5 protein-coding genes and 1 pseudogene are annotated in these 6,315 nt (G+C 57.4%); 4 read left to right on the top strand and 2 right to left on the bottom strand.

The window, feature by feature from the left end; all coding sequences use genetic code 11:
• Positions 1–675: primosomal protein N' family DNA-binding protein (locus tag GM30_RS02670; RefSeq protein ID WP_476690429.1), on the bottom strand; the 675-nt coding region annotated here is incomplete at its 3' end.
• Positions 676–881: 206 nt separating this feature from the next.
• Here GM30_RS02670 and rpmE point away from each other — a divergent pair.
• Entirely contained in the window at positions 882–1,094 is a 213-nt protein-coding gene (rpmE, locus tag GM30_RS02665) for a 50S ribosomal protein L31 (protein WP_049847383.1), read from the top strand.
• A 47-nt stretch (positions 1,095–1,141) separates the two neighbouring features.
• Here the strand turns inward: rpmE and metJ are convergent, their stop codons facing one another.
• Complete coding sequence (metJ, locus tag GM30_RS02660; RefSeq protein WP_038160250.1) at positions 1,142–1,459, bottom strand: met regulon transcriptional regulator MetJ; 318 nt, start codon at positions 1,457–1,459, stop codon at positions 1,142–1,144.
• A 265-nt stretch (positions 1,460–1,724) separates the two neighbouring features.
• Between metJ and metB the strand changes: the two genes are divergently transcribed.
• From metB to metF, 3 genes and pseudogenes are all read left to right on the top strand, one after another.
• Positions 1,725–2,885, top strand: a complete 1,161-nt coding sequence (gene metB, locus GM30_RS02655) for a cystathionine gamma-synthase (protein ID WP_049847382.1) — start codon at positions 1,725–1,727, stop codon at positions 2,883–2,885.
• A 2-nt stretch (positions 2,886–2,887) separates the two neighbouring features.
• Positions 2,888–5,202, top strand: a pseudogene (locus GM30_RS02650) (bifunctional aspartate kinase/homoserine dehydrogenase II).
• Positions 5,203–5,395: 193 nt separating this feature from the next.
• A complete protein-coding gene (gene metF / locus GM30_RS02645) occupies positions 5,396–6,286 on the top strand; it encodes a methylenetetrahydrofolate reductase (protein WP_049847381.1) in 891 nt (296 codons plus the stop codon).
• Positions 6,287–6,315 lie beyond the last annotated feature (29 nt).

The following is a 6,315-nucleotide window of genomic DNA, read 5'->3' as shown; positions in this document are numbered from 1 at the left end:
GGGGCCCCCCGCCAGCAACCAGGCGGAAAACCGATCCGACGCGCTGTGAATAGCGCCCACCGCAGTGGCCTGTTCGGTATTGAGCCGCAGGCGTTCGCCCGCGACCGTGTAGTCGCTGCGCCAGTCGGCCATCGGCGGCGTTTCGCTCGCCAGCTCGCACAGCCCTTTTGTTCTTAGCGTTTGCAGCGTGGCGTCAGTAAATTCCAGTTCAGCAACCTGATGACGCCAGATTTTTCCCTGCCGCAGCGCGGCCAGCGCCTGCTGCTGTTTGGGGGAGCGCTTCAGGCTGTGAATGTCGATGGCCTGGCCCTGTTCCGTGGCGAACCAGTACCACAGCGGCGCATGACTGGCGGGTTTGCCCTGGCGCAGCAGAATGGGCAACGCATGAAAAAGCACGTCACCGATGGGGTGGTGATAATAGTCTGCGGCCCACAGCAGCATTCGCCAGACGGTAGCGGTGAAGACCGATTCGCCGTCCAGCACCTCGACCACATTTTTCAGTTCATCAAGCGGCAGCTCGCTTTTGTCGCTCACCGATACTACGATGCCGATCCGCTCCTGTTTGCCGAACGGCACGCGTACGCGGCACCCGGCTTTGACGCTCATGCTGTCGGGCAGCAGATAATCAAAGGTGCGGGGCAGCGGAACGGGCAAGGCAACGTGAACGACGAGCATCGAATCTTCCTGACTTGAAAAGTGGCGCGTTAGTATACACATTACATGACGGTGAGGTGCGGATCAGTTTGCAACCGCTGGCTAAATTCTGTATGATTCGCCGCCTTTAATGCGAAATAATCGCGTTAAACTACCATTATCACTAACATCGCGTGGTGTCCGGCGTTGGGGCTGGAAGAGCGACGCGGCCTTAACTGAGGTTTCCCATGAAAAAAGGTATTCACCCGAATTACGTAGAAATTACTGCAACCTGTTCTTGCGGTAATGTGATCAAAACCCATTCTACCGTGGGCCACGATCTGAACCTGGACGTGTGCAGCAACTGCCACCCGTTCTACACTGGTAAGCAGCGTGACGTTGCGACCGGTGGTCGTGTTGACCGCTTCAACAAGCGTTTCAGCATCCCGGGCAGCAAATAAGTTACCCGAGAAAAAAGGCGCCAGATGGCGCCTTTTTTGTATCTGTATCAGTATTCCCACGTTTCAGGGTCGATTCCCAGCTCGCGCATAATCACTTTCGCTTCTTCCGGGATTTCATCGCTACGCTCTTTACGCAGGTCAGCATCGTCAGGTAGCGGCTGGCCGGTGAACGCATGCAGGAACGCTTCACACAGCAGTTCGCTATTGGTGGCGTGACGCAGATTGTTCACCTGACGACGGGTACGTTCATCGGTGAGGATTTTTAACACCTTCAGAGGAATGGAAACCGTAATTTTCTTTACTTGCTCACTCTTCTTACCGTGCTCAGCGTATGGGCTGATATATTCGCCGCTCCATTCAGCCATGAGATACCTTTAATCCTGTCAGTCATTAATAAAAGGCCAGAAGCTGTCGCTCAGACCATAAACATGCGTAGTTTACCGTAGTGGCAGAACCCTGACACGGGGAAAGCCACCGCAGATGTGCGCTAATGCATATAATTTTAACGGCTATTTGTCGTTTGCTCAATCTATACGCAAAGACATTTAGATGTCCAGATGTATTGACGTCTAATGTGGCAGTGGTTACTCTGTGCCCTGACCTTCACCGATTAAGCCAGGAAGCCCAGACATGACGCGTAAACAGGCCACCATCGCAGTGCGTAGCGGGTTAAATGACGACGAGCAGTATGGCTGCGTTGTCCCGCCGATTCATCTCTCCAGCACCTACAATTTCACCGGTTTTAATGAACCGCGCGCCCATGACTACTCGCGCCGTGGCAATCCGACGCGTGATGTCGTCCAGCGTGCGCTGGCGGAACTGGAAGGCGGCGCGGGTGCCGTGCTGACCAACACCGGTATGTCGGCGATTCACCTGGTGACCACCGTGTATCTCAATCCTGGCGATCTGCTGGTCGCGCCGCACGACTGTTACGGCGGCAGCTACCGTCTGTTTGACAGCCTGGCGAAGCGCGGATGCTATCGCGTGTTGTTTGTCGATCAGGGTAATGACGCGGCGCTGAACGCGGCGCTGGCCGAAAAACCGAAGCTGGTTTTGGTAGAAAGTCCAAGTAACCCATTGTTGCGCGTCGTAGATATTGAGAAAATCTGTCGGCTTTCGCGTGAAGCCGGGGCAATCAGCGTGGTGGATAACACTTTCTTAAGCCCGGCGTTGCAGAATCCGCTGGCGCTGGGTGCCGATCTGGTACTGCACTCCTGCACCAAATACCTCAACGGTCATTCTGATGTCGTCGCGGGCGTGGTGATTGCGAAAGATCCGGAGGTTGTCACTGAACTGGCATGGTGGGCCAATAATATTGGCGTCACCGGCGGCGCGTTTGACAGCTATCTGTTATTACGGGGATTACGCACGCTGTCGCCGCGTATGGAGGTTGCTCAACGCAACGCGCAGGCGATTGTTGATTATCTGAAGCAGCAACCGCTGGTGAAAAAGCTGTATCATCCGTCTCTGCCGGAAAACCAGGGACATGAGATTGCGGCGCGTCAGCAAAAAGGCTTTGGCGCAATGCTAAGTTTTGAACTGGATGGCGACGAGCACACGCTGCGCCGTTTCCTGAGCGGCCTGTCGCTGTTTACGCTGGCGGAATCGCTGGGCGGCGTTGAAAGCCTGATCTCCCATGCTGCGACCATGACGCATGCGGGCATGGCGCCGGAAGCACGTGCTGCCGCAGGCATTTCTGAGACGTTGCTACGCATCTCAACAGGTATTGAAGACGGTGAAGATTTAATTGCCGATCTGGAAAATGGCTTCCGGATCGCAGCAGAGGGGTAAACATGAGTGTGATTGCGCAGGCAGGGGCGAAGGGTCGCCAGCTGCACAAATTTGGTGGTAGTAGTCTGGCGGATGTGAAGTGTTACCTGCGTGTCGCGGGCATCATGACGGAATATTCGATGCCGGGCGACATGATGGTTGTCTCTGCCGCAGGTAGCACCACCAACCAGCTGATCAGCTGGCTGAAGTTAAGCCAGACCGATCGCCTCTCTGCGCATCAGGTTCAGCAGGCGCTGCGTCGTTATCAGACCGAACTGATTAGCGGTCTGCTTCCTGCCGACATTGCCGACGGCATGATTAGCGAGTTTATTCACGATCTCGAACGCCTGGCGGCACTGCTCGACAGTGGTGTGACCGACGTGGTGTACGCAGAAGTGGTCGGCCACGGTGAAGTGTGGTCTGCGCGTCTGATGTCCGCCGTTCTGCGCCAGCAGGGGCTGGATGCCGTCTGGCTGGATGCGCGTGAATTTCTGCGCGCTGAACGCGCCGCGCAGCCGCAGGTGGATGAAGGCCTCTCTTATCCGCTGCTGCAACAGCTGCTGGCACAGCATCCGAACAAACGTCTGGTGGTAACCGGGTTTATCTCGCGCAATAACGCGGGCGAAACGGTACTGCTGGGCCGTAACGGTTCCGACTATTCCGCCACGCAAGTGGGCGCGCTGGCAGGCGTTTCCCGCGTCACCATCTGGAGCGACGTCGCCGGGGTCTACAGCGCTGACCCGCGCAAAGTGAAAGATGCCTGCCTGCTGCCGCTGTTGCGTCTGGACGAGGCCAGCGAACTGGCGCGTCTGGCGGCGCCGGTGCTGCATGCGCGTACGCTGCAGCCGGTTTCCGGCAGCGATATCGACTTGCAACTGCGCTGTAGCTACACGCCGGATCAGGGCTCGACGCGCATCGAACGCGTGCTGGCCTCCGGCACCGGCGCGCGTATTGTCACCAGCCATGACGACGTTTGCCTGATTGAATTCCATGTGCCGGCAAGCCAGGATTTCAAACAGGCGCATAAAGACATTGATGTCATTCTCAAGCGCGCGCAGATGCGTCCGCTGGCCGTGGGGGTTCATGCCGATCGCCAGCTGCTGCAGTTTTGCTACACCTCAGAAGTGGTCGACAGCGCCCTGAAACTGNGAAAGCCCAGCCGGTGGAGTTCACCTGGCAATCGGAAGAGGGCATCAGTCTGGTCGCGCTGCTGCGTACCGGCCCGACGGAGAGCCTGATTCAGGGGCTGCATCAGTCGCTGTTTCGTGCTGAGAAGCGCATTGGCCTGGTGCTGTTTGGCAAAGGCAATATCGGTTCCCGCTGGCTGGAGCTGTTTGCCCGCGAGCAGAGCACGCTCTCGGCCCGCACCGGGTTTGAATTTGTTCTGGCAGGCGTGGTGGACAGCCGCCGCAGCCTGCTGAATTACGACGGGCTGGATGCCTGCCGCGCGCTGGCGTTCTTCAATGACGAAGCTATCGAACAGGATGAAGAGTCTCTGTTCCTGTGGATGCGCGCCCATCCGTATGACGATCTGGTAGTGCTGGACGTGACCGCCAGCGAGCAACTGGCCGATCAGTATCTCGATTTCGCCAGCCACGGTTTCCACGTCATCAGTGCCAATAAACTGGCGGGGGCCAGCACCAGCAACAAATACCGCCAGATCCACGACGCGTTTGAAAAAACAGGCCGTCACTGGCTGTATAACGCCACCGTTGGTGCCGGTTTGCCGGTGAACCACACCGTGCGCGATTTGCGTGAAAGCGGCGATGCGATCCTGTCGATCAGCGGTATTTTCTCCGGCACGCTGTCGTGGCTGTTCCTGCAGTTTGACGGCACCGTCCCGTTTACCGATCTGGTCGATCAGGCCTGGCAACAGGGACTGACCGAGCCGGATCCGCGCGTCGACCTTTCCGGGAAAGACGTGATGCGTAAACTGGTGATCCTGGCGCGTGAGGCGGGCTACGACATCGAACCGGATCAGGTGCGTGTCGAGTCGCTGGTGCCGCTACATTGCGAAGAGGGGTCAATCGATCACTTCTTCGAGAACGGCGATGAGCTCAACGAGCAGATGCTGCAACGTCTGGAGGCCGCGCAGGAGTTGGGGCTGGTACTGCGCTATGTCGCGCGTTTTGACGCCAACGGCAAAGCGCGTGTTGGGGTTGAAGCGGTTCGCGCTGAACATCCGCTGGCGGCGCTGCTGCCGTGCGACAACGTGTTTGCCATCGAAAGCCGCTGGTACCGCGATAACCCGCTGGTGATCCGTGGGCCGGGCGCCGGGCGCGACGTCACTGCCGGTGCCATCCAGTCCGATATCAACCGCCTGGCGCAGCTGCTGTAATCCTCCCTTCGCATGCCCTCTCAGCAGAGAGGGCATCATGAATTTTTTTCACCTTGCCTGAATATTCCTCACCCTTCATCGTGATATTTCAGTTGACGGCATCCCGCTTTTCCGTCATTTTTACATCTGGACGTCTAAACGTATAGAAGTTCGAAACACAACACATAACGACATAAGATTGATGAGGTAAGGTATGAGCTTTTTTCACGCCAACCAGCGGGAAGCCCTGAATCAGAGTCTGGCCGAACTCCAGGGTCAGATTAACGTTTCGTTTGAATTCTTTCCGCCGCGCACCAGTGAAATGGAGCAAACCCTGTGGGCCTCAATCGATCGCCTGAGCAGCCTGAAGCCTAAGTTTGTTTCCGTTACCTATGGCGCGAATTCCGGCGAGCGCGACCGCACGCACAGCATCATTAAAGGCATTAAAGAGCGCACCGGGCTTGAAGCGGCACCGCATCTGACCTGTATCGACGCCACGCGTGACGAGCTGCGTACCATCGCGAGGGATTACTGGAACAACGGTATCCGTCACATCGTGGCGCTGCGCGGCGACCTGCCACCCGGCAGCGGCAAGCCGGACATGTACGCGTCCGATCTGGTCGAATTGCTGAAAGAGGTCGGTGATTTCGATATTTCCGTCGCCGCTTACCCGGAAGTGCATCCGGAAGCGAAAAGCGCACAGGCGGATCTCATCAACCTGAAGCGTAAAATCGACGCGGGTGCCAACCGCGCGATCACCCAGTTTTTCTTCGACGTGGAAAGCTATCTGCGTTTTCGTGACCGCTGCGTGGCGACCGGGATTGATGTGGAAATCGTGCCGGGGATCCTGCCGGTCAGTAACTACAAACAGCTGACGAAGTTCGCCACCATGACCAACGTTCGCGTGCCGAAATGGATGGATGCGATGTTTGAAGGTCTGGACGACGATGCGGAAACCCGCAAGCTGGTGGGTGCCAACATCGCCATGGACATGGTGAAAATCCTCAGCCGCGAAGGCGTGAAGGACTTCCACTTCTATACACTGAACCGCGCCGAAATGAGCTACGCGATCTGCCACACGCTGGGCGTTCGCCCGGGCGTCTGATTCACGCGTGTACGTGCCTGCGCCGCAAG

Source organism: Trabulsiella odontotermitis, from assembly GCF_001188485.1.
Classification (GTDB): domain Bacteria; phylum Pseudomonadota; class Gammaproteobacteria; order Enterobacterales; family Enterobacteriaceae; genus Trabulsiella; species Trabulsiella odontotermitis_A.
The sequence above is the reverse complement of the archived record's forward strand: the minus strand, read 5'-3'. Positions and strand labels throughout refer to the sequence as shown.

Excerpts from the sequence above, each read along its gene's own strand:
- metB (WP_049847382.1), top strand. The coding sequence starts at position 1,725 with ATGACGCGTAAACAGGCCACCATCGCAGTGCGTAGCGGGTTAAATGAC.
- rpmE (WP_049847383.1), top strand. The coding sequence starts at position 882 with ATGAAAAAAGGTATTCACCCGAATTACGTAGAAATTACTGCAACCTGT.
- metF (WP_049847381.1), top strand. The coding sequence starts at position 5,396 with ATGAGCTTTTTTCACGCCAACCAGCGGGAAGCCCTGAATCAGAGTCTG.
- metJ (WP_038160250.1), bottom strand. The coding sequence starts at position 1,459 with ATGGCTGAATGGAGCGGCGAATATATCAGCCCATACGCTGAGCACGGT.